At 66.6% G+C, this 20,716-nt stretch carries 19 protein-coding genes, 1 tRNA gene and 1 rRNA gene; 17 read left to right on the forward strand and 4 right to left on the reverse strand.

Going from position 1 to position 20,716, the window contains the following annotated elements:
• Positions 1-8: 8 nt before the first annotated feature.
• From murQ to VFQ05_16345, 11 genes are all read left to right on the forward strand, one after another.
• A complete protein-coding gene (gene murQ / locus VFQ05_16295; protein HET9328329.1) occupies positions 9-947 on the forward strand; it encodes an N-acetylmuramic acid 6-phosphate etherase in 939 nt (312 codons plus the stop codon).
• Positions 944-2,173, forward strand: a complete 1,230-nt coding sequence (locus tag VFQ05_16300; GenBank protein HET9328330.1) for an extracellular solute-binding protein — start codon at positions 944-946, stop codon at positions 2,171-2,173. Before murQ ends, VFQ05_16300 begins: the two co-directional genes overlap by 4 nt.
• On the forward strand, positions 2,170-3,042 hold the full coding sequence (locus VFQ05_16305) for a sugar ABC transporter permease (GenBank protein HET9328331.1): 873 nt from the start codon (positions 2,170-2,172) through the stop codon (positions 3,040-3,042). Before VFQ05_16300 ends, VFQ05_16305 begins: the two co-directional genes overlap by 4 nt.
• Positions 3,039-3,851 (forward strand): carbohydrate ABC transporter permease, encoded by an 813-nt coding sequence (locus VFQ05_16310; GenBank protein HET9328332.1) that lies wholly within the window; start codon positions 3,039-3,041, stop codon positions 3,849-3,851. The genes VFQ05_16305 and VFQ05_16310 overlap by 4 nt, the downstream gene beginning before the upstream one ends.
• Entirely contained in the window at positions 3,848-5,056 is a 1,209-nt protein-coding gene (locus VFQ05_16315) for an anhydro-N-acetylmuramic acid kinase (protein ID HET9328333.1), read from the forward strand. Before VFQ05_16310 ends, VFQ05_16315 begins: the two co-directional genes overlap by 4 nt.
• Positions 5,053-6,390 carry a SpoIID/LytB domain-containing protein gene (locus tag VFQ05_16320; GenBank protein ID HET9328334.1) on the forward strand — a complete coding sequence of 446 codons (1,338 nt, stop codon included), beginning with the start codon at positions 5,053-5,055 and terminating at the stop codon, positions 6,388-6,390. The genes VFQ05_16315 and VFQ05_16320 overlap by 4 nt, the downstream gene beginning before the upstream one ends.
• A 76-nt stretch (positions 6,391-6,466) precedes the next feature.
• A tRNA-Asp gene (locus VFQ05_16325) sits at positions 6,467-6,543 on the forward strand.
• 427 nt (positions 6,544-6,970) lie between these two features.
• Complete coding sequence (locus VFQ05_16330) at positions 6,971-7,207, forward strand: hypothetical protein (protein ID HET9328335.1); 237 nt, start codon at positions 6,971-6,973, stop codon at positions 7,205-7,207.
• A gap of 71 nt (positions 7,208-7,278) precedes the next feature.
• Positions 7,279-7,725: an adenosylmethionine decarboxylase gene (gene speD / locus VFQ05_16335; protein ID HET9328336.1), complete on the forward strand. Its 447-nt coding sequence runs from the start codon at positions 7,279-7,281 to the stop codon at positions 7,723-7,725.
• A gap of 67 nt (positions 7,726-7,792) precedes the next feature.
• A complete protein-coding gene (gene speB, locus VFQ05_16340) occupies positions 7,793-8,716 on the forward strand; it encodes an agmatinase (protein HET9328337.1) in 924 nt (307 codons plus the stop codon).
• A gap of 5 nt (positions 8,717-8,721) precedes the next feature.
• On the forward strand, positions 8,722-9,900 hold the full coding sequence (locus tag VFQ05_16345; GenBank protein ID HET9328338.1) for a class I SAM-dependent rRNA methyltransferase: 1,179 nt from the start codon (positions 8,722-8,724) through the stop codon (positions 9,898-9,900).
• A 7-nt stretch (positions 9,901-9,907) separates the two neighbouring features.
• Here VFQ05_16345 and VFQ05_16350 read toward each other — a convergent pair whose 3' ends face one another.
• From VFQ05_16350 to VFQ05_16360, 3 genes are read right to left on the reverse strand one after another with little or no spacing between them, the layout of a single operon-like run.
• Positions 9,908-10,189, reverse strand: a complete 282-nt coding sequence (locus VFQ05_16350) for a DUF1844 domain-containing protein (protein HET9328339.1) — start codon at positions 10,187-10,189, stop codon at positions 9,908-9,910.
• Positions 10,186-10,983: a nucleoside triphosphate pyrophosphohydrolase gene (gene mazG / locus VFQ05_16355; GenBank protein HET9328340.1), complete on the reverse strand. Its 798-nt coding sequence runs from the start codon at positions 10,981-10,983 to the stop codon at positions 10,186-10,188. The genes VFQ05_16350 and mazG overlap by 4 nt, the downstream gene beginning before the upstream one ends.
• Before the next feature lie 46 nt (positions 10,984-11,029).
• On the reverse strand, positions 11,030-11,578 hold the full coding sequence (locus VFQ05_16360) for a DUF4126 domain-containing protein (protein HET9328341.1): 549 nt from the start codon (positions 11,576-11,578) through the stop codon (positions 11,030-11,032).
• A gap of 94 nt (positions 11,579-11,672) precedes the next feature.
• On the opposite strand from VFQ05_16360, the gene alr reads away from it, so the two are divergent.
• From alr to VFQ05_16380, 4 genes are read left to right on the forward strand one after another with little or no spacing between them, the layout of a single operon-like run.
• Positions 11,673-12,953, forward strand: a complete 1,281-nt coding sequence (gene alr / locus VFQ05_16365) for an alanine racemase (GenBank protein HET9328342.1) — start codon at positions 11,673-11,675, stop codon at positions 12,951-12,953.
• Positions 12,950-13,354 (forward strand): cytidine deaminase, encoded by a 405-nt coding sequence (locus VFQ05_16370; protein ID HET9328343.1) that lies wholly within the window; start codon positions 12,950-12,952, stop codon positions 13,352-13,354. The genes alr and VFQ05_16370 overlap by 4 nt, the downstream gene beginning before the upstream one ends.
• The gene (deoC, locus tag VFQ05_16375; GenBank protein HET9328344.1) at positions 13,351-14,025 is read left to right on the forward strand and encodes a deoxyribose-phosphate aldolase; all 675 of its coding nucleotides are present in this window, start codon (positions 13,351-13,353) and stop codon (positions 14,023-14,025) included. The genes VFQ05_16370 and deoC overlap by 4 nt, the downstream gene beginning before the upstream one ends.
• A gap of 1 nt (position 14,026) precedes the next feature.
• Positions 14,027-15,325, forward strand: coding sequence for a thymidine phosphorylase (locus VFQ05_16380; GenBank protein HET9328345.1), 1,299 nt, complete (start codon positions 14,027-14,029; stop codon positions 15,323-15,325).
• A 2-nt stretch (positions 15,326-15,327) separates the two neighbouring features.
• Here the strand turns inward: VFQ05_16380 and VFQ05_16385 are convergent, their stop codons facing one another.
• The gene (locus VFQ05_16385; GenBank protein HET9328346.1) at positions 15,328-17,469 is read right to left on the reverse strand and encodes a PBP1A family penicillin-binding protein; all 2,142 of its coding nucleotides are present in this window, start codon (positions 17,467-17,469) and stop codon (positions 15,328-15,330) included.
• Positions 17,470-17,667: 198 nt separating this feature from the next.
• Here VFQ05_16385 and tyrS point away from each other — a divergent pair, with 198 nt between their 5' ends.
• Together tyrS and VFQ05_16395 are read left to right on the forward strand one after the other, a co-directional pair.
• Positions 17,668-18,957, forward strand: coding sequence for a tyrosine--tRNA ligase (gene tyrS, locus VFQ05_16390; GenBank protein HET9328347.1), 1,290 nt, complete (start codon positions 17,668-17,670; stop codon positions 18,955-18,957).
• Positions 18,958-19,282: 325 nt separating this feature from the next.
• Positions 19,283-20,716, forward strand: a 16S ribosomal RNA gene (locus tag VFQ05_16395); the annotation flags it as partial.

Genomic DNA, 20,716 nt, shown 5'->3' on the forward strand with positions numbered 1-20,716 from the left:
CCCGACGCATGGACGATCGCGCCCGCTTCGACGAATTCGCCCGCCTCGCCACCGAGCAGCGCAATCCGCGCACGCTCGATCTCGACACGCTCGATGTCACCGGCATCCTGCAGCGCATCTCCGCCGAGGACCATGGCGTGCCCGGAGCGGTCGCCCGGGAGCTTCCCTACATCGCCAAGGCCGTCGAGCTCGTCGTCGCCAGCTTCCGTGAGGGAGGGCGGCTGATCTACGTGGGCGCAGGCACCAGCGGGCGGCTCGGGGTGCTCGATTCGTCCGAGTGTCCGCCCACCTTCGGATCCGCTCCCGAGATGGTCCAGGGCGTGATGGCCGGCGGCCATGGCGCCCTCGTGCGCGCGGTCGAAGGCGCCGAGGACCGCACCGCGGAGGGCGAGGAAGCCATGGCCCAGCATCGCGTCGGCCCCAAGGACACGGTGATCGGCCTGGCCGCGAGCCGGCGCACGCCGTTCGTCGTGGCGGCGCTGGCCAAAGCGCGCGCGCTCGGAGCGCGCACCGCCTACGTCACCTGCACGCCGCGCAGCGAGTTCAAGATCGACGTCGACGTCGCGATCTGTCCCGAGGTCGGTCCCGAAGTGGTGATGGGCTCGACCCGAATGAAGGCCGGCACCGCGCAGAAGCTCGTGCTCAACATGATCACGACCGCGGCGTTCGTCCGCATGGGGAAGGTGTACGAGAACATGATGGTGGACCTGATGGCCACCAGCCAGAAACTGGTGGAGCGCAGCCGTCGCACCGTGATGACCGTGACCGGGGTGGACTACGACACGGCGGCCGAGGCCATTGCCGCGGGAGGGAAGAGCGTGAAGACCGCGATCGTGATGCTGAAGCTCGGTTGCACCCGCGCCGAGGCCGAGCAACGTCTCGCCGAGGCCGGCGGTTTCGTGCGCGCGGCACTCGAAGCGCGGCCGGCCGGCGGAGCGGCGCGATGAGCCGGGCGCGTCGACCGCTCAGCTACGTCCTCTTCGCGGCCATCGGGCTCACGCTGGCGTGCGCGCCACCGGGCCAGGAAATCGTGTTCTGGCAATTCTGGCCGGTGGAGGTGGTGCAGCCGCTGCTCGATCGCTTCGAAAAGGAGCACCCGGGAGTCAAAGTGCGCATGGAGCAGCTCACCTGGCAGAGCGGACTCGAGAAGATCACCGCCGCGATGGCCGCGGGCAAGGCGCCCGACCTCTGCGAGATGGGCTCCACGTGGATGCCCCGCATGCTGGCGGCGGGCCAGCTCACCGACTGGAGCGCGGGTGTGGCGGATCTGCGATCCAGTCTGCGCGGGTGGGAGCTGTGCTCGATCGGCGACGCGGTCTACGGCCTGCCGTGGGTGCTCGGCACGCGCGCGCTCTTCTACAACAAGACGCTGCTGGCGCGAGCCGGACTCGACTCGCTGCGCCCGCCCGAGACGTGGGCCGAGCTCTACGCCGCGGCCGAGGCGGTGCACAAGCTCGGCGGCGCGGTTCGCGGCTATGGTGTCCAGGCCGGAGAGCGCTACGTGCTGTTCAAGAAGTTCATGCCGTTCGCGTGGGGAAACGGCGGGCACATCCTCACCGACGACCTGAAGCGAGGGATCTTCGATTCTCCGGAAAATCGTGAAGCGCTCGAGTTCTACCTCTCGCTTCGCAAGGTCGGCATGATGGAGCGCCAGGACGTCCTCGATCGCGCCTTCAAATCGGGAACGCTCGGTCTCCAGATCTCGGGCGCGTGGCTCTGCCGCTCGATTCCCAAGGAAGCGCCGGGCCTTCGCTACGGCGTCGCCCTCGTGCCTCGCCCGAGCCAGGAGCGCGGCACGCACGCATCGTTCGCCGGAGGCGAGCTGCTGGTCAGCTTCAACTCGTCGAAGCACAAGGCCATGGCCCTCCAGCTCGCCCGTTTCCTCGTGACGCCCGAGAACGCGCTGGCGCTGGCGCAGTCCGCGCAGAGCGTGCAGCCGGCGGTGATCGGCGCCGACACGATGGCGTTCTACCGCGAGCATCCCGAGCAACAGGTGATGATCCGCCAGTTCGAGACCGCCGTTCCGACGCCCAATCATCCCGCGTGGGTCGACCTCGAGGCGGCGATCGAGGACGAGGTCGAGGAAGCGCTCCACGATCGCAAGACGGCCGAGCAGTCGGTTCGCGACGCCCAACGACGGCTGACGGACCTGCTGGCGAAGCCGACCCGGTGAGGACGCACTCCCGAGCCACGGCCTGGGCCTTCTTGTCGCCGTGGCTCGTGACGTTCGCGCTGTTCGGACTCTATCCCTTCGCGTTCTCGCTCTACGCCTCGCTCACCGACTATTCGCCGATCCGCGCCGGCGCGCGATTCGTCGGACTCTCCAACTACGCACGCGCGCTGGCCGACTCGACGTTCTGGTCGTCGCTCGCGACCACGGGGATCTTCGTCGTCGGAACGATTCCCTTCACGACCGCGCTGGCGCTGGGGCTCGCGCTCGCGGTCCAGCCCGCGTTTCGGGGGCGCACGGTGTTCCGTGTCGGGTTCTTCGTCCCGAGCGTGGTCTCGGTCGTGGTTCTCTCGCTGGTCTTCAAGGGACTCTATGCGTCCGGGGGCCCGATCAACGCCGGTCTGCGGTCGATCGGTCTGCCCGCTCCGGAGTGGCTTCTCGATCCGCGCTTCGCCCTTCCGGCCATCATGGCGATGGATGTCTGGTCCGCGAGCGGCTACTACATGATCGTATTCCTCGCCGGCCTGGAAGCGATCCCGCGCGACCTGTACGAGGCGGCGCGGATCGACGGCGCTTCCACCTGGGCGCGATTCGTCCGCATCACGCTGCCCATGCTCAAGCCGACGCTCCTCTTCGTGCTGGTGGTCAACACGGTGCGCAGTCTGCAGATCTTTGCCGAGGTGTTCGTGATGACGCGCGGAGGCCCTCTGCACAGCACGACCACGGTGGTCTACTACCTCTACGAGCAGGCGTTCTACCGGTTCGACCTCGGCTACGCGAGCGCCATCGCGTACCTGTTGTTCATCGTGACCCTGGCGATCGCCTGGATCCAGACGCGACTGGTGAGACCCGCCACGGAGCCCGCGCGATGAGCGCCGAGCGCTCTGCCTGGCGCTGGATCTGGCTCTCGCCGCTGCTCGCCACGATGCTGTTCCCGTTCGCCTGGATGATGGGCGTCTCGCTGTCACGGTCCGCCGACGCGACGCTCGCCAGCGCCTTCTCCGGTCCCTGGGACCTTCGCCACTACCAAGCGCTGTTCAGCATCGCCGCGGTCAATCGCTACCTCCTCAACAGCGGGCTCGTGGCCGCGGTCGTGGTGGCCTCGAACGTCGCCACCGCCGCTCTGGTGGGTTACGTGCTGGCGCGCCGCCGGGTGCCGGGGGAGAAGTTCTGGACCCTCGGCATCGTGGCCACGCTGATGCTGCCCAAGCAGGTGCTGATGATTCCGCTCTATCTCGTGCTGGCGCGCCTGCAGCTCCTCGACACTTACGCGGCCCTGATCCTGCCCTTCGCGGTCGACGCATTCAGCGTCTTCCTGGTGCGGCAGTTCGTCACCGGCGTGCCGCTCGAGCTGGAAGAGGCCGCGCGCGTGGACGGCGCCTCGGACTGGACGGTCTTCCGTCGCGTCGTACTGCCGCTGCTCCAGCCGGTGCTGGCGGTGGTCGCCATCCAGTCCTTCCTGACCAACTGGAATTCCTTTCTGTTCCCGCTCATCTTCGTGGACTCGGACCGGCTGCGGACGCTGCCGGTGGGGCTGGCGCTGCTCTCCCAGACCGAGCACAGCGTGGATTGGGGGTTCCTGATGGCGGGCTCGACGGTGGCGTCGCTTCCAGTGCTGGCCGTCTTCGTCGCGTTCCAGCGCCGCATCCTCTCGGGCTTGCTGGCGGGAGCGGAGAAGTGAGCTCGCACACCCTGACGGATCCCTGGCGCGCGCTGCGCGGCTACCGCGAGCGCCCGGAGCACCGCATCGTCGGGCTGATGACCGGCACGTCTGCCGATGCCGTCGACGCCGCGCTGGTGAGATTCCGTGGCGTCGATCTCGAGAGCACGCACGAGATGGAGGGCTCGATCGAGAGTCCGCTCGATCCGGCGCTGCGCCGGGAAATCCTGCACGTCGCGTCGGCTTCGACCCTGGCGCCGGAGCGGCTCGTGCGGCTCGACCACGCGCTGGGCGAGTGCTACGCGGCCGCCGTCCTCGAGCTCCTGGCGGGCCGCGGCTGCTCGCCGCGCGACGTGGACGCGATCGGGATGCACGGCCAGACGGTGCGCCACGTGCCTCGCTCCGAAGGTGCCGGGCAGGCGCTCACCCTCCAGCTTGGCTCGGCGGCGGTACTGGCCGAACGCACCGGGATCGCGGTCGTCTCGGACTTTCGCTCGCGCGACACCGCCGCCGGTGGTGAAGGCGCGCCGCTCGTGCCTCGCGTGGATTGGTGGCTGTTCCGCTCGGCTCAGGAATCCCGCGTGCTGCTCAATCTCGGAGGCATGGCGAATGTGACGTACCTGCCTCGAGGCGGCGACGTCGACGATCTGATCGGCTTCGACACCGGTCCCGGCAACGCGCTGCTCGACGGGCTGGTTTCGATGATCTCGGCCGGCGACACCTTCGACGAAGGGGGACGCCGGGCGAAGCGCGGTCGTGTGTCGGAAGAGCTCCTCGAAGAGCTGCTCGACGACCCGTTCTTCGCGCAACCGCCTCCACGGTCGACCGGCCGGGAGCGCTTTGGCGCGACGTACGCCGCGGCGATGCGCGCCCGAGGCAAGGCGCTCCAGCTTTCCGACGACGACCTGCTCGCGACGGCGGTGGCGCTGACGGCGGAGTCCGTGGCTCGCGCGGTTCGCGACTTCCTGGCGCCGCGCGGCGTCGATGCCCTCTATGCCAGCGGGGGAGGCGTGCGGAACGAGACCCTGATGCGCGCGCTGGCGGACCGCCTGAGGCCCGTTCGGCTCTCTTCGATCGAGTCGCTGGGCGTCGATGCGGGCGCCAAGGAGGCGCTCGCCTTCGCGTTCCTCGCCCACCAGACGCTGTGCGGCGCTCCCGGCAATGTCCCCTCCGCCACCGGCGCGTCGCACCCGGTCGTGCTCGGCCACCTGACGCCTGGGGCATGAGACGGTTCCTCGCGGTGCTCGCGCTGGCCGCCTGGGCGGTGTCGTGCGCGCCCGCACCGCCGCCGGCGCCTCCGCCGGTCCCTCGTCAGCCGCCGGCCAGCCCGCCGCCTGTTCCGTCGCCGAGCCCCACGCCGACCCCCGAGCCTCGAGGGGCGTCACGAACGTGGTTCACCATCGGCCTCATCTGGGACGTCGACACGCTCACCCTGGCCCCGGTGGGGACCGCTCGCCTCGGCGGTCCGGCCAGCGGGACGATGGACCCGCACGAGCGGCTTTCGTTGCGGGTGACGAAGCAGGGCGCCGTGGCGCGGGTCCACGGACCGAACGGCACCCGGCAGTACACGATATGGCCGGCGGACACCCTCACCATGGCGGCCGAAGGGGAATCCCTGGGCCGAGGTCTCGTCCGCTGGGACGGCAAGACGTGGCGAGGGGAGATGCGCGTCTTCGTGAACCCGCGCAAGAAGCTGACGCTCGCGACGCGGCTCCCGCTGGAGACGTACCTGCTGGGAGTGATCCCTGCCGAGATCGGTCCTCTGGCGGAGGATCTGCTCGAGGCGGGCCGTGCCCAGACGATCGCGGCTCGCAGCTTCTCTCTCTACTACCTCGGACGGCGCGGCGTGGAGGGATTCGACCTCTTCGCGACGGTCGAGGACCAGGTCTACGGATCGGTCGAGAGCGAGAGGCCGCTCGCGACTCGGTGCGTCGAGAGCACGGCCGGACAAGTGGCCCTCTTCCGGGGGACACCGATCCGGGCGAACTACAGCTCGACGTGTGGCGGCATCTCCACGGATGTCTGGGAGGCCTGGCCCGAGCCGCCCCGGCCCTACCTGGTCAGCCATCGCGACCGCGACGGAAGCACGGATTACTGCTCGGAGTCTCGTCACTATCGCTGGCGCGAGGAGTGGAGCGCCGCCGAGTTCCTGTCGACCCTCAGAAATTTCGCTCCCACGTATGGCGTGCGTCTTCCGGCGGGCGGGCTGGGAGAGCTGATCGATGTCCAGGTGCAGTCCCGCTCGCGCTCGGGGAGGGTGTGGTGGCTGGTGGTGCTCACCACGCGCGGCGAAGTCAGAATCCCCTCCTACAGCCTGCGGCAGGTGATCCGGCGTCCCGGGAACCCCGCCGCCATCCTGCGCTCCAACCTCTTCAAGGTGGACGTGCGCCGAAATCCTTCGACTCGGCGCGCGCTGGCGGTCGTGGCGAGCGGCGCCGGCTCGGGACACGGCGTCGGCTTGTGCCAGACCGGAGCGCTCGGCATGGCGAAGAAGGGACGACGCGGCGAGCAGATCCTGGAGCACTACTTCCCGGGTGCTTCGATCTCGCGCCTCTACTGAAGCGCCCGGCCGCGCAGAGTTCGCGTTTCATTGACACTGGCCCGAGGCCGTGGCTATTGTGCCGGGCTCTTGGCGCGGGGTTGTAGTTCAGCTGGTTAGAACGCCTGCCTGTCACGCAGGAGGTCGCGGGTTCGAGTCCCGTCAACCCCGCCAGCCCTCCGGCAGCGCCTCCTCCAGCAGCACCTCCTCCAGCGACTCCGCCTCGACGAGGCGAACGCCCGCAAGTGCGTCTCCACGGCTCGCTACCACGCTCTCCGCGCTCGCCAGCGCTTCTCCTCCGCGCTCACCCGCAGCGTCCCACGGCGCTCGCCCGCGCGTGCCGGCACGCTCGGCGCTCCCTGGCACGCGCCGGTCCGCGGAGCGCCGCGAGCTGCTCGAGGCGGCGGCTCGAGGGCGTCCTGCGCTGCTGGAAATGGGCCTGGAGCGCCCGCTAAATCGGGCCGATTTCTTATTGACGGGTAGGGGGCGCTCCGTATACTGCCGAGGCTTTTTGGAAAGCGGCGCACCTCTCCAGCGCGGAACGCATCCGAATGCGCGTTACGAGGGGACCGCAGCGCGTGAAGGAGCCCGCGAGGTTGCTATGAAGAAGAAGAGAGGGGTCGGCGAGGATCCCGGACTCCCGGACGATGAAGCGGAAGAATACGGGGACGAGGAAGAGGAAGACTTCTACGGCGACGACGACGAACTCGGCGACGATGAGGACTTCGGCGACGACGAAGAAGAAGGTGATGGCGAGTTCGACGAGTACGATGAAGAAGAGTACGACGAAGACGATATCGACGACTTCGACGGCAATGAGAATGAAGAAGAGCCCTGAGGTCGCCATGCACTACGTCTCTCAAAGGAGAAGGCGCGCTCAGCGCTGGCTCCGTGGAGGTGGCTGACGAAATGACCGGTTTCGGCCCACACCTGATGTTGGACGGGTACGGGTGTGAACGGCGGAAGCTCGAGGATCTGGACCTGATCTACCGAATCCTGGAAGAGCTTCCCGCACGAATCGGCATGACGAGGATCATGCCGCCTTACGTGTTCAAGTACAGTGGGTTGAAGCCGGAGGACTGGGGGATCTCGGGGTTCGTCCTCATTGCCGAGAGCCACATCAGCATCCACACGTTCCCGGAGAAGAACTTCGTCAGCGTCGACATCTTCTCGTGCAAGGCGTTCGACGCCGACCTCGCGGAGACGTACCTGAAGAAGGCGTTCCAGATGACCAAGGTCGAGACCAACATGCTCGACCGTGGCACCGAGTTCCCGAAGGAGATCAACGGCGCGGCCCGGATCGTACGAGCCGATCGCCGGCGCGTCGCGCGGCCCGCGGCCTCGCGCCACGTCTGATCCTTCTTCTCTCATCGGGCCCCCCGACGCCTCGTCGGGCGGGCCCGTTCCGTCTCGAGGGGGGCCCATGACGTCACCTGCCTGGCCGTCGGGACTCCCCGAGAACTTCGGCGGCCTCGAGAGCGATTTCGCCGCGCTCGATCGTGCCCGCGCCGTGATCCTTCCGGCGCCCTACGACTTCTCCACCTCGTATCAGGGTGGAGCACGGCTGGGCCCGCGAGCGATCCTGGCCGCCTCGCGCAACATGGAGCTGTGGGACGAGGAAGTCGGCGCCGTCTACCGCCAGGGCATCCACACACTGCCCGAGCTCGAGCCGACCGCCGAGGGACCCGAGGCGATGGCGCGTCGTGTCGAGGAAGCAGTGGGGTGGATCCTTCGCCAGAAGAAGCTGCCGGTGATGCTCGGCGGAGAGCACAGCCTGACCGCAGGAGCGGTGAAGGCGGTGGCCACGAGCGTCGAGCGTCTGTCGGTGCTCCAGATCGATGCTCATGCCGACATGCGGGACCGCTACCTCGATTCGCCCTTCAGCCATGCCTGCGTGATGCGCCGAGTGCGAGAGCTGGTCCCGGCGGCATCGGTCGGGATTCGCTCGCTGTCCGAGGAGGAAGCCGAGTACCTCGAAGCTCACCCGGCGCCGATGTGGAGCACGCGCGAGTTCCGGGCGCTCGGGCGACGCCTGGAGCCGATCCTCGAGACGCTGACGGACCAGGTGTACGTCACGATCGATGTCGACGGTCTGGATCCATCCCAGGTCCCGGCGACCGGCACGCCCGAGCCGGGTGGCCTCGATTGGTACGAGCTCGTGGATCTGCTGCGCGCGGTCGCCGAACGCAAGCGCATCGTGGGTTTCGACGTTGTCGAGCTGGCGCCTTTGCCGGGCCAGGTGGCGTCGGATTTCCTGGCCGCGCGGCTGGTCTATCGCCTGATCGGTCTCAGCCTCGGACTGAAGCGTCCCACCGGCGCTTCGAGAACGCTCGAAGCCCGCGCTTGACGGCCATGGCGCCGCTCCCGCGCCTGGCGCTCAAGAAGAACCAGGATCGTCGCGTGCGCGGCGGCCACCCTTGGATCTTCAGCAACGAGGTGGCCGGCGTCGAGGGCGCCGAGGACGGCGGCCTGGTCGAGGTGTACGACTCCCGCGGGGCGTTCCTCGGGCGTGCGTACTACAACCGCCGAAGCCTCATCTGCGCGCGCCTGCTCACTCGCGGTCGTGACGAGATCGACCTCGATTTCTTCGTGAAGCGGCTGGAGCGTGCGCTCCAGTACCGACGCGCCGTCGTTCCCGACGCCGAGGCGCTGCGCCTTGTGCACAGCGAATCCGATCAGCTCCCCGGGCTCGTGATCGACCGCTACGGGGAGTGGCTTGCCGTGCAGGTGCTGACGCTGGGAATGGAGGCTCGATCCGATCTCGTGCGTCAGGCCATCGAGCGCGTGCTTTCGCCGCGCGGAGTCGTGCGGATCGCCGATTCACCGCTGCGCAAGCTGGAAGGCCTTCCCTTGGAGCGCGGACTCTGGTGGGGAGATGTGCCCGAGCACGCCGAGATCTCCCTTGGCGGATTCCGGGTCGAAGTCGACCTTCTGCACGGGCAGAAGACCGGTCTGTTCCTCGATCAGCGGGAGAACCGGCGGCTCGCCGAATCCCATGCCGCGGGAAGGCGAGTTCTCGACCTCTTCTGCTACCAGGGCGAATGGGCGCTCCATGCCGCGCGCGGGGGAGCCGAAGAGGTGCTCGCCGTGGACTCCTCGGCGCCTGCGCTGGCAGCCGCGCGCCGGAATGCCGAGCGCAACCAGCTCGCCGACCGCGTCTCCTTTGTCGAGGGAGACGTGTTCGATACGGTGCGGTCGCTCGAGCGGCAAGGCGAGCGTTTTGGCCTCGTGATCCTCGATCCTCCGGCGCTCATCAAGTCGCGTAGTCACATCGCCGCGGGCGCCCGCGCGTACCGCGAGCTGAACCGTGCGGCGATGGCGATGCTCAATGAAGGGGACGTGCTGATCACCTGCTCGTGCAGCCATCAGCTCGAGGATCCGCTGTTCGAGCAGGTGCTCCGTGAGGCCGCCCGCGCCGCACGACGGCCTTTCCGCGTGCTGGATTGGCGTGGCGAAGCGTTAGACCATCCACGGCTGCTGGCGGTCGCCGAGACGCACTACCTCAAGTGCGCGGTCCTCCAGGCCGTGTGAGCGGAAGCTACTCCGACCTTCCCGCCTTCTTCAGCTCGTCCACGTAATTGAGACGCAGGTCGGTGATCGCCTGCTGGAGCACGCGCTGCTCGTCCGGCTCGAGCTGCCCTCGAGTCCGCGCCTCGATCGCCGCTAGGGTGTCGATCGTGTCTCGTGCGGCATCCAGGTTCTTGTCGAGCGAACGAGTGATCGGGTTCATCAGCTTGCCGAGCGCCACCATGCCGGTCTGCTGAAGACCCAGCACCAGCTGGAGGAACAGAGCGGCTTCGCGAGACGTCGATGTGCTCATGAGGTATCCCCGGGAGAGCGTGTCTTGGCTTCTTCCCACAGCTCGTCGAGCTCCGTGAGCGAGGTGCCCTTGAAGGAACGCCCCTGCTCTGCGAGCCGGCGCTCGATGTGGTGAAAACGATCGCGGAAGCGCCGCGTGGCGGCTCGCAGCTCACGCTCCGGGTCGACGCCCAGGTGACGCGACAGATTGACGACCGCGAACAGCAGATCGCCGATCTCGCGCGCGGTGGCCGCCGAATCCTGGCTGCTCATGGCGCGCTCCACCTCGAACATTTCCTCCTGGACCTTGGCTTTGGGGCCCGATATCTCGGGCCAGTCGAACCCGACGGCGCCGGCCTTTTCCTGCGTGCGATACGCCGCCACCAGCGCCGCCAGGCCGGGTGGCTGGTTGCCGAGGAGCGAGCCCGAACCCTGCTCGCGCTGCTTGATCTGCTGCCACTGATGGTAGGCCGCGTCACCGTCGTCCACACGCGCGTCACCATAGACGTGAGGGTGGCGGCGGATCAGCTTGTCCGCGGCCCGCTCGAGGGATTCGGCAATGCCGATGCCGGCGCGCTCGCGCAGGAGTTCGAGACAGAAGATGCCGAGGAAGACGTGATCTCCGAGCTCTTCGGCGATGTCGTCACGGTCGCCGTCCGCGATGGCCTGGCCGGATTCGGCGGCCTCTTCGAGCAAGTACGGCGTCATGCTCTCGAGGGTCTGCTCGCGATCCCAGGGACAGCCGTCGGGTGCGCGCAGACGCCGGCAAACAGCAATGAGATCGGCGAAGGCTTTCTGCTCGCGTGCTTCATCCATCGGCTGAGAATAGCCCGCTCCGCGATGGGCGCAAAGGTGATGGCGCTCAGGTCGCCTGAACGCGCTTCCTGCGGCCGAGGACGATCGCGAGCAGCACCGCCGCCGCGAGCGCCAGCAGTGGGACCACCAGTGCCGCCGCGGCCATGCCGAGGGCGATCACATCCTCGACGATCGACACCAGCGGGTTCGCCGTGCCCAGCGTGAGCGCGGTGGACCCCAGGCGCACCTTGGCCTTGGCGCCCTGGATCGCGAGCGCGATCAACGCCAGCGCGAGCGCGACGATCTGGCCCCAGGGGGTAGGCCAGTGGATGAGCAAGGCGTAGGTCGCGAGCCACGCCGCCGCCGGCCGCAGCACCAGCCCGATGGCGTCGAGCCCGTGATCGAGCACCGGGATCTTGTCGGCTGCCAGCTCGAGGACCGTGGCGACGCCGAGCGCGATCAGCGCCGCATCGCTGGTGAGCCAGGCGACATTCGGAGAGAGACCCACGAGTCCGTTGCGCGACGCCAGACCGAGCACCAGGAGCGGCAGGAACGCGCGCAGACCACAAGCCGCCGACAATGCCACGCCGGCGCCAATCGCCAGCCATTGACTCATGTCCATCGGTTCCTCCCACGCGCAGCCGCGCCGGCATCGATTGCAGCCGGCTCCAGCGCGCGGCTATTCTACGCCGCGCGGCGCCGCGAGTTGCGTGGGAACGATCTCGCGCCGCGCCGTCGATCTTCGCGGAGGAAGCGCCGTGCCGATGCCGGTCTCGACCTGGGTCGAGGTGGACCTCGACCGCTTCGCGCTCAACCTGCGCTCCGTCCGCGAGAGGATCGGCGAGGGCCGTGGCATCCTGCTGGTCGTGAAGGCCGATGCTTACGGCCACGGAGCCGTCGAGATCGCGGCGGCCGCCGAGAGCGAAGGGGTGGCGCTGCTGGGCGTCGCCACGCTCCACGAAGGGATTCAGCTGCGACAGGCGGGCGTGAGTCTTCCGATCGTCGTGCTCTCGCCTCTGCTCTCGACCGAGATCGACGAAGCCGTCGCTCACGAGCTCGACCCCACCGTGCACGATCTCGAGTTCGCCGCGGCGCTTTCGCGAGCGTCGCAGGAAGCCTCGCGTCCGCTGCGGTGCCACGTCGAGGTGGACACCGGAATGGGCAGGACCGGCGTGAGGGAAGAGGATGCCGAGCCGTTTCTGCAGCGTCTCGTCGCGATGCCGGGGCTTCGGCTCGCCAGCCTCTTCACCCACTTCCCGGATGCCGACGGCGAGGATCTCGGATTCTCGCAGGGGCAAATCGATCGCTTTCAGCGCCTGATCGCGCGCTTGGCCGAGCACGGGATACGACCTCCGCGAATCCACGCGGCGAACAGCGCGGGCGTCGTGAACCTGCCGACTTCCCGCTTCGACTGGGTGCGGATCGGGTTGATCGCGTACGGGCAGAGGCCTCCTCGTTGCGACATCGCGATCGAGCTCAAGCCGGTCATGGCCTTCAAGAGCCGCCTGGTCCAGATCCGGGAGCTGCCGGCAGGAGCCAGCATCAGCTATGGGCGATCCTTCACGACCCGTCGCCCCACGCGCACCGGGGTGGTGGCCGTGGGTTACGGGCACGGATACTCATGGCTGCTCTCCAATCGCGGTCACATGCTGGTGGGCGAGCGCCGCGTCGCCATTCTCGGTCGAGTGACCATGGATCTGACGATGGTCGATCTCACCGACGCCGAGGGTGCGAAGGTCGGAGACGAAGTCGTGCTCTTCGGGGAACAAGGTCGCCAGACGCTTTCGCTCGACGAGGTGGCGAAGGGAAGCGAGACGCTCCCGTACGAGATCATGTGCACGATTGGAAAACGCGTGACCCGCATCTACGTTCGTGATGGACGACCGGTCAAGCTGATGTCGCTGGTCGGAGAGAGCGAGGAATGGACCCGAAGAGCCGCCGAGCACTTCCGCCTGCGCGCCGAAGCCGTGATCGCCGCTCGTCACGGATGAAGTCCGACGCCGGCCGCCTGATGGCCGAAGCCGACCGCGCCCGGCGTCGCGCCCATGCGCCGTATTCGGGCTTTGCCGTGGGCGCTGCGTTGCTGGCGGAGGATGGCCGGGTCTTCGTCGGCGTCAACGTCGAGAACGCCTCGTACGGACTCACGGTGTGCGCCGAGCGCGTGGCGCTGTGGAAGGCTGTCAGCGAAGGCGCCCGAACGTTCACCGCCCTCGCCGTGGCAGGCCCGCCGCGCCGATCGGCGTCGCCATGCGGCGCTTGCCGCCAGACGCTCGCCGAATTCGCTCCGGAGCTCAGGGTCATCTGGCGAGATGCGGCGGGCCGGCGCACGAGCCGTTCGCTGGGTCAGCTCCTTCCTCACGCCTTTCGGCTCCCCAAGTCTCGAGCGCGGTGAACTCGGACGTCCATCCAGCGGCCGAGATCGCGGGTCGCATCGATCACACGATGCTCGATCCTCTTGCGGTCGCCGAAGACGTCGATCGACTCTGTGATGAAGGCGTGGCCTGGGGATTTGCCGCGGTTTGTGTGAACCCCGTGTGGGTCGCACGCTGCGCCAGGCGCCTTCGCGGCTCCGCGGTTCGTGTCTGCTCGGTCGCAGGTTTCCCGCTCGGCGCGCATCTCACGGAGGTCAAAGCGCTCGAAGTCCGTCGCGCGGTGGAGCAGGGGGCGAGCGAAGTGGACGTCGTCATGCTCCTCTCCGCACTCCAGGCAGGAAACCTCGACCAGGCTCGCGAGGACCTCGAGGAGGTCGTGCGCGCGGCATTCCCGGCATCGGTCAAAGCCATTCTCGAGACCGGAAGGCTGGATCCTGGCCGGATGGTCGAAGCCGCTCGGACGGCCATGGCGGCCGGGGCGACTTTCGTGAAGACCTCGACAGGATTCGGCCCAGGAGCGACGGTCGATGGCGTGCGATTGCTACGCGAGACCGTGGGCCCGAAGTTCGGCGTCAAAGCCTCGGGCGGCATACGAACCCTGGAACAGGCTTTGGCCATGCTCACAGCCGGCGCCACGCGACTCGGCACGTCGGCGGGAGTCATGATCCTGAAAGAGGCGAGGATTGCCTGACGTGGACGCACGGGCCTTCATCCGAGAGAAGCGTGACCACCGTGCGCATCAGCCGGAGGCGTTGCGCGCCTTCGTCGCCGCGTGTGTCGCGGGGGAGGTGGCCGACTACCAGCTCTCGGCCTGGCTCATGGCGGCTTTCCTCAACGGGCTCGATGAGCGCGAGACTCAGGCCCTGACCGAGGCGCTCGTCGCTTCTGGACGACGTTTCGATTGGAGCGCGCTGGGGAAACCTTCGGCCGACAAGCACTCGACCGGCGGCGTTGGCGACAAGGTGTCGCTGGTGCTGGCTCCCTTGGTGGCCGCATGTGGCGTGCTCGTTCCGATGGTGGCGGGGCGTGGACTCGGGCACACCGGCGGAACGATCGACAAGCTCGAGGCCATCCCAGGCTTTCGCAGCCGGCTCTCGCCGCAGGAGATGGAACGGCAGCTCGACAAGATCGGCGTGGTGATCGTCGGCCAGGGGCCCGAGCTGGCTCCCGGCGATGGTCTCTTCTATGCCATGCGCGACGTGACGAGCACCGTGGAGTTCCAGCCTTTCATCACTTCGAGCATCGTGAGCAAGAAAGTGGCGGAAGGAGCACAGGCTCTCGTCTACGACGTGAAGTGCGGCAACGGAGCCTTCATGCGGAACCTCGACGATGCGCGGCGCCTGGCCGAACGTCTGGTCCAATCCACCCGTTCGATGGGCCTGGCATCTTCCGCGCTGCTCACCGACATGAATCAGCCTCTTGGAATCGCCGTCGGCAACGCGCTCGAAGTGCGCGAGGCCGTCGAGCTGCTCCAGGGGAAAGGCCCTGCGGAAGTACGCGACCTCACGCTGGATCTGGGCGCGCGCATGCTGCTGGCCTGCCGGGCCGAGTCCGCGCTGCACGCCGCCCGCGCGCGTCTGACGAACGCGCTCGACTCGGGAGCGGCCTGGAAGACGTTCGTGGCGATGGTGGAAGCGCAAGACGGGGACGCGCGCTCATTCGAGCGCAAGGACGGGCTTCCGCAAGCGCCGTGGACTGGAGACGTGCCGGCGCCGCGGAGCGGCGTGATCTCGAGCATCGACACCTACGGACTGGGGGAGCTGGCGGTTTCGATCGGCGCTGGACGACGCTCCAAGGAGCAGGAGATCGATCCGAGCGTCGGCTATCTCTTCCTCGTCCACGTCGGGGATGAGATCCAGGCGGGGGCCCCGCTCGCGGTCCTGCATCTCGCACGAGAGGACCGTGACGTGGCGGCGCGGCTGGCGGCGTGCGTCCACATCGACGAGCGTCCAGCCTCTCCGCTGCCTCGCGTGCTGGACGTGATCGACTGAGCTCAGTGCGTGCCGGCGGCGCTGACCGGAGCCGGACGCTGACGCTCGGTGTCGTGGTCCTCGATGCGGCCAGGATTCTGCGGAGGCATTCCTGGTCCGGTTGGCTTGAGCAGCGGCCCGGGGTGTGAGGAGCAAGCCTCTGTGGGCTCCGCCCCCTCGTTGAAGATCTCGGTGGTCACGCCGGGGCAGTTCGCCGTCGCCAGCATTCCCGTTTCCGCGCAGATCTCACGCGAGGTCGAGCCTGCGGGCATGGGGAAGTCCTCGACCGGGCGCCCGCGCACCGCACCGACCATGAAATCCGTCCAGGCGGGGAGCGCCGCTGCGGCGCCGGTCATCGACGGACCGATGGGCTTCTTCTCGTCGTAGCCCACCCACACGCCGCACACCAGGTTGGGTGTATAGCCCACGAACCAGGCGTCCATGTATTCGTCCATCGTTCCCGTCTTTCCCGCCGCCGGGTTCAGGAACCCCATCGCACGAGAGGGATAACCGGTCCCGTGATCCATTACGCTCTGGAGCATCGACGTCATCACCGACGCGGTCTCTTCGGAGAGCACTTCGATCGGTCGGGGAGAGCTCTTCTCGAGGATGGTTCCGTTCTTGTCTTCGACCTTCAGCACGAACAGCGGATCGTTGCGGATCCCCCGATTGGCGAACACGCCATAGGCGCTGGTCAGCTCGAGCAGGGTCACCTCGCTGCTGCCCAGCGCGAGCGACAGGTTCTGGCCGATCGGGCTGCGAATGCCCATGCGGCGCGCGTAGCTTCCCACCAGGGAGGTCCCCACTTTGCGCAGCAGCTTGATGGCCGGAATGTTGATGGATTGCTGCAGCGCATAGCGCAGTGTGACGGGACCTCGAAACTGCCGGTCGTAGTTCCCCGGCTGATAGAGCTCTCCATTCCCGCCAGGGAAGCTCACCGGCTCGTCGACGATGATGTCGGTGGGCCGGAAGCCGTTGTCCATGGCCGCGACGTACACGAACGGCTTGAACGCCGATCCGGGCTGCCTCCGCGCCTGCGTCGCCCGATTGAAGTTGCTGTGATTCCACTCGCGGCCGCCGACCAGTGCGCGAACGTAGCCCGTCCGAGGGTCGATCGCCGCCAGCGCGCCTTGCAGATAAGGCGTCTTCTGGCCGGCGCGAGCACTGTCGCTTTCCAGCGGGACATACTTTGCCAGTGTCGCCTTGGGCTTGAGCCGCGCCTCGAGCGAGGACAACTGCTTCTCCACCGCTCGATCCGCGATCGACTGGAGATCCATGTCCAGCGTCGTGTACACGCGGAGTCCGCCTTCGTAGACCGCGCTCGAGCCGTACTTCTCGTCCAGGTGCAGCCGGACCATCTCCACGAAGTAGGGCGCGCGGTCGTTGCTGTAGCGCATCGGAGTGACGCCGAGCGGCTGGGCCATCGCGTTGTCGAATTCCACCTGCGTGATGGCGCGCGTCGCCAGCATGTTGCGCAGCACCTTGGCGCGGCGTGCCCGCGCGGCCGCAGGACGGCGGCGCGGTGAATACAGGCTGGGGTTCGCGGGAATCCCGGCCAGCAAGGCGGCTTCCGGGAGGGTCAGCTCGCGCAGGGCCTTCCCGAAGTAGGTCTTGGCGGCCGTCTCGACGCCATAGGCTCCCTCACCGAAGTAGATCTGATTGAAGTAGAGCTCGAGGATCTGGTCCTTGGTGTAGTTGCGCTCGAGCTCGATGGCGAACACGGTCTCGCGCAGCTTGCGGCTCCAGGTGCGCTCGTGGGTGCCGAGCACGTTGCGGGCAAGCTGCTGCGTGATCGTGCTGCCTCCCTGCGCGCGACGCATGTGGAGGATGTCCGTGACGGCCGCGCGGGCGACGCCCCAGAGATCTACACCCCAGTGCTGGTAGAAGCTTCGGTCCTCGGTGGCGATCGTGGCGTTCACCAGGTGCCGAGGGATCTGCTTCAGGGGGACCGGAGAGCGGTTCTCCTTGTAGAACTCGTGAAGGACCCGCCCTCGCGCGTCGAAGACGAGTGTCTTCACGGGTGGCTGGATGGCGGTCAGCGACTGCGGGGACACCATGTCCTTGCGGAGCCACTGGACGACGCCGAAGACCACCCCGGCGGAGCCGAAGACGGCGATGACGACCACGGAGAAGAACAGCTTCCATGGGAACCGCTTGGCCGCCATGACGGCTTGCTCCTGGAACTCTGGAGGCTCAGTCGTGGATTGGTTCACGGTCGGAGGCTAGGCGGCTTCGTGGAAGAGGGTCAAGCGCGATTTCCCTTGTGCCGCGCGAGAGTTGCCCGGTGCGGAGGGCCTTCTTACAATGCGCGCGCGTTCGTCGACTTGCATTGTGCATCGACCGCGCCGTCGGAGCGCTTGAGCATGATGAAAGCAGAACAACAGTTCGAGATTCTTTCAGCCGGCGTGGACGAAGTGCTGCCCGAGGGAGCGTTGCTCGAAAGGCTGCGCGAAGCCGAGCGTGAGGCCCGGCCCCTGCGGGTGAAGCAAGGATTCGACCCCACCGCGCCGGACATCCATCTCGGGCATACCGTCGGACTCCGGAAGTTGAGGCAGTTCCAGGACCTCGGCCACCAGGTGGTGCTCATCGTAGGTGACTGCACGGGGATGGTGGGAGACCCGAGCGGACGTAGCAAAACGCGACCACAGCTGTTGCGTGAAGACATCGAGGCCAATGCCTCGACATACCTCGACCAGTTCTACCGCGTGCTCGAAAGGGACCCCGCACCGCCCCGGCGAGCGGTCGAAGTCCACCGGAACGGTGAGTGGTTCGATGGCATGGGCTTCATGGAGATCCTCGAGCTCTCGAGCAAATTCACGGTGTCTCAACTGCTCGAGCGCGACGACTTCGGCAAGCGCTTCCAGGCCGAGCAGCCGATCTCCCTCCACGAGCTCCTCTATCCGATCATGCAGGGTTACGACTCGGTGGCGATTCGTGCCGATGTCGAGCTCGGCGCGACCGAGCAGAAGTTCAATCTGCTGGTTGGGCGCGAGCTGCAGCGCGTCAACGGCCAGGCACCGCAGATCATCATGACGCTCCCCGTTCTCCCGGGACTCGACGGGGTCCAGAGGATGAGCAAGAGCCTGCGCAACTATGTCGGAGTCACCGATGCTCCAGCGGACATGTTCGGGAAGATCATGAGCCTGCCGGACGGGGTGATGGGGCTTTACTGGCGATTGGTCTCCGGGCTCGATCGACTGGAGCTCCAGGAGATCGAGCAGGAGCTCGCTGATCCAAGCACGCATCCCATGGAAATGAAGAAGCGCCTGGCCGAGCGCATCGTGACTCTGTATCACGGAGCCGAAGCGGCGGCTCGCGGCCGCCTGGATTTCGAGAAGCAGTTCAGTCGCAAGGAAACTCCGGAAGACCTCGAAGTCTTCGGAACGGGTCAGGGGACCTCGGATCGCCTCAGCATCGTCGACCTGACGGTGGCGAGCGGTATCGCGCCATCGAGGAGTGCGGCCCGGCGACTGGTCGAACAGGGCGCCGTGGACGTGGACGGATCTCGGATCGCCTCGTGGGAAGCCACCGTGGACGGGCGGGTCGAGCACGTCCTCCGCGTGGGAAGAAAGATGAAACGCTATGTCCCCGACGGCATCTTCAAGGGGTCAGGATCCCGGGCCAAATCGACCGGCAGCAAAGAGGGTCTTTAAGCTCCTTGTTCCCACCGATTTGTGGTCTGAAATCCTGGGGGGTTGACAGGGTGGGGGGTGGCGCATATATTGCGTTGGCAACGGAATCCGGCCCACCTCAAGAAGTCTTTGACTTCCTACCAATCGACGGCTAGATTCCCCGGTCGCCTCTTCCGCCAGGAAGGGGCGCTTATTCTGCGCTCTTTGAAAACTGAATAGCGCACGTGACTTGAGAGAGTCCGGCGAGGCTCCCGCGAGTGCCCGATGCTGGGTGCTTGTGGGGTTTTACCTTGCAATTAGATCCACGCGGGTGAGCTTCGGCTCGCGCGCGTGATCTCCGGTTTTTACCACGGAGAGTTTGATCCTGGCTCAGAACGAACGCTGGCGGCGTGGATTAGGCATGCAAGTCGAACGCGAAAGGGGAGCAATCCCTGAGTAGAGTGGCGAACGGGTGAGTAACACGTGAGAAACCTGCCTTCAGCAGGGGGATAACACTCCCAACGGGGTGCTAATACCGCATGAGACCACGGGGTCGCATGGCCCTGAGGTCAAAGGTGGCCTCTGCTTGCAAGCTACCGGCTGAAGATGGTCTCGCGTCCCATTAGCTAGTTGGTGGGGTAATGGCCTACCAAGGCGACGATGGGTAGCTGGTCTGAGAGGATGGTCAGCCACACTGGGACTGAGATACGGCCCAGACTCCTACGGGAGGCAGCAGTCGAGAGGCTTTGGCAATGGGGGAAACCCTGACCAAGCGACGCCGCGTGGAGGATGAAGGCCCTTGGGTTGTAAACTCCTTTTGTTGGGGAAGAAATGCGATCAGGTGAACAATCTGGTCGTTTGACGGTACCCGACGAATAAGCTCCGGCTAACTCCGTGCCAGCAGCCGCGGTAACACGGGGGGAGCAAGCGTTGTTCGGAATCACTGGGCGTAAAGGGCGTGTAGGCGGTTGAGTAAGTGGAATGTGAAATGCCCCGGCTCACCCGGGGACCGGCATTCCAAACTGCTCAGCTCGAGTATGGGAGAGGATGAGGGAATTCCTGGTGTAGCGGTGAAATGCGTAGATATCAGGAGGAACACCGGTGGCGAAAGCGCTCATCTGGCCCAATACTGACGCTGAGGCGCGAAAGCTAGGGGAGCAAACGGGATTAGATACCCCGGTAGTCCTAGCCGTAAACGGTGATCACTAGGTGTTGGAGGCATCGACCCCTCCAGTGCCGCAGCTAACGCATTAAGTGATCCGCCTGGGGAGTACGGCCGCAAGGTTGAAACTCAAAGGAATTGACGGGGGCCCGCACAAGCGGTGGAGCATGTGGTTTAATTCGACGCAACGCGAAGAACCTTACCCAGGCTTGACATGCAGTGGACGGGTGTGGAAACACACCTTCCCTTCGGGGCCGCTGCACAGGTGCTGCATGGCTGTCGTCAGCTCGTGTCGTGAGATGTTGGGTTAAGTCCCGCAACGAGCGCAACCCTTGCCCTTAGTTGCTATCAGGTAATGCTGAGCTCTCTAAGGGGACTGCCGGTGATAAACCGGAGGAAGGTGGGGATGATGTCAAGTCCTCATGGCCCTTACGCCTGGGGCTACACACGTGCTACAATGGCCGGTACAAAGGGTTCCGATACCGCGAGGTGGAGGTAATCTCAAAAAACCGGTCTCAGTTCGGATTGCAGTCTGCAACTCGACTGCATGAAGTTGGAATCGCTAGTAATCGCTGATCAGCAGGCAGCGGTGAATACGTTCCCGGGCCTTGTACACACCGCCCGTCAAGCCACGAAAGT

The sequence above is a fragment of the Candidatus Eisenbacteria bacterium genome, from assembly GCA_035712145.1.
Classification (GTDB): domain Bacteria; phylum Eisenbacteria; class RBG-16-71-46; order RBG-16-71-46; family RBG-16-71-46; genus DASTBI01.

Coding starts and splice junctions, on each gene's coding strand:
- VFQ05_16360 (HET9328341.1), bottom strand. CDS start 11,578: ATGAGTCAATGGCTGGCGATTGGCGCCGGCGTGGCATTGTCGGCGGCT.
- speD (HET9328336.1), top strand. CDS start 7,279: ATGACCGGTTTCGGCCCACACCTGATGTTGGACGGGTACGGGTGTGAA.
- VFQ05_16350 (HET9328339.1), bottom strand. CDS start 10,189: ATGAGCACATCGACGTCTCGCGAAGCCGCTCTGTTCCTCCAGCTGGTG.
- speB (HET9328337.1), top strand. CDS start 7,793: ATGACGTCACCTGCCTGGCCGTCGGGACTCCCCGAGAACTTCGGCGGC.
- VFQ05_16370 (HET9328343.1), top strand. CDS start 12,950: ATGAAGTCCGACGCCGGCCGCCTGATGGCCGAAGCCGACCGCGCCCGG.
- VFQ05_16310 (HET9328332.1), top strand. CDS start 3,039: ATGAGCGCCGAGCGCTCTGCCTGGCGCTGGATCTGGCTCTCGCCGCTG.
- VFQ05_16320 (HET9328334.1), top strand. CDS start 5,053: ATGAGACGGTTCCTCGCGGTGCTCGCGCTGGCCGCCTGGGCGGTGTCG.
- mazG (HET9328340.1), bottom strand. CDS start 10,983: ATGGATGAAGCACGCGAGCAGAAAGCCTTCGCCGATCTCATTGCTGTT.
- VFQ05_16300 (HET9328330.1), top strand. CDS start 944: ATGAGCCGGGCGCGTCGACCGCTCAGCTACGTCCTCTTCGCGGCCATC.
- murQ (HET9328329.1), top strand. CDS start 9: ATGGACGATCGCGCCCGCTTCGACGAATTCGCCCGCCTCGCCACCGAG.
- VFQ05_16385 (HET9328346.1), bottom strand. CDS start 17,469: ATGGCGGCCAAGCGGTTCCCATGGAAGCTGTTCTTCTCCGTGGTCGTC.
- VFQ05_16330 (HET9328335.1), top strand. CDS start 6,971: ATGAAGAAGAAGAGAGGGGTCGGCGAGGATCCCGGACTCCCGGACGAT.
- tyrS (HET9328347.1), top strand. CDS start 17,668: ATGATGAAAGCAGAACAACAGTTCGAGATTCTTTCAGCCGGCGTGGAC.
- VFQ05_16345 (HET9328338.1), top strand. CDS start 8,722: ATGGCGCCGCTCCCGCGCCTGGCGCTCAAGAAGAACCAGGATCGTCGC.